Source organism: Curtobacterium sp. MCBA15_016 (assembly GCF_001865105.1).
Taxonomy (GTDB): domain Bacteria; phylum Actinomycetota; class Actinomycetes; order Actinomycetales; family Microbacteriaceae; genus Curtobacterium.
In genome coordinates this window covers 1-1053 of sequence record NZ_MJGR01000035.1, presented here as the reverse complement: position 1 = coordinate 1053, position 1053 = coordinate 1, and the positions used below count along the sequence as shown (strand labels likewise).

General features: G+C 71.9%; 2 protein-coding genes. One reads left to right on the top strand and one right to left on the bottom strand.

Annotated features, from left to right (window positions below):
• A partial coding sequence (locus tag BIV03_RS19810; RefSeq protein ID WP_071296378.1) for an RNA polymerase sigma factor occupies positions 1-494 on the bottom strand: 494 nt, incomplete at its 3' end.
• 117 nt (positions 495-611) lie between these two features.
• Here BIV03_RS19810 and BIV03_RS19805 point away from each other — a divergent pair.
• Positions 612-824, top strand: a complete 213-nt coding sequence (locus BIV03_RS19805) for a hypothetical protein (RefSeq protein WP_071296377.1) — start codon at positions 612-614, stop codon at positions 822-824.
• Positions 825-1053: the final 229 nt, after the last annotated feature.

Sequence of the window (1053 nt, the reverse complement as noted above, 5' to 3'; positions counted from 1 at the left end):
TCGGCGATCTGCTGGTAGCTGTAGCCGGCCGTCTCACGCAGGAGCCAGCACCGCCGCTGGTCTGCGGGGAGGCGGTCGAGCGCGGTCCACATCGCGTCGAGCTGCATCCGCGTCTCGACGATACGCTCCGGCTGCCGGGCGACGTCGGCCTGGTGCTGCACGGTGTCGACGTCGTCGTGGTGGCGTCGTCGGCGGAGTCGGTCGAGCGCCTTCCGGGTGACGATCTGCATCATCCACGGACGGAACCGGGCGGGGTCGTTGAGGTCGGACAGTCGACGCCATCCGGTCAGGAAGGAGTCCTGCACGACGTCGTCCGACTCGACGTTCGAGCCGAGCATCTGCTCGGCGTAGAGGCGCATCACCGGGCCGTGGCGCCGGGCGAGGACCTCGAACGCGCGCACGTCGCCCTCGGCGGCACGGACCACGAGGGTGGCGTCCTCCGCACGCAGGAGGGGATCGTCGTGGTCCATCCCCGCCTTCCGGTCGTCGTCCATGGCCGCCGTCCGGTCGTGGTCCGTCCACCCTGCACCGGCCGGCGGTGAAACGCCCGGGCGGACCGGAGGCCGACCGTTTCGTGACGGAACCGGGTGTCGCGTCGTCTTCTCCGCGGAATGATCGACGACAGCAACGCCACGTGCCCCGCCGACCCGGTCCCGAGCGGCACCCGGTCCGACCGGCTTCCCCGCGTCCCGTGCCTCAGCGTCTTCGACCGGTGGCGCTGCGGACTCGCCGACGGGCACGCGGGACACCACGAGTCGGTCGTCGGGGGTTCGGTCACGCGGTGGAACGAGGGCATCACCGGGCGCCGACTGCAGGACCTGTAGCCGGTACTCCCGTTGCCGGCCCGCCGCACGCCCGAGCCCGTGCGGACCCGGGATCGCGCGGGAACGGGACAGCACGCGCGACGCCGCGGCCGCTTTGCGCGCCGGGTGCCGTCGCCGTGGTCGGTGGGGGACAAGAACGCCGTCCGCCGACCCCGTTCCTGGGACATCGCTGAACAGCACGATGCGGGTGTGACTTCCGTCTGGTGGGTCCCGTCTCATCCGTGAACAG

Coding starts and splice junctions, on each gene's coding strand:
- BIV03_RS19805 (WP_071296377.1), top strand. CDS start 612: ATGATCGACGACAGCAACGCCACGTGCCCCGCCGACCCGGTCCCGAGC.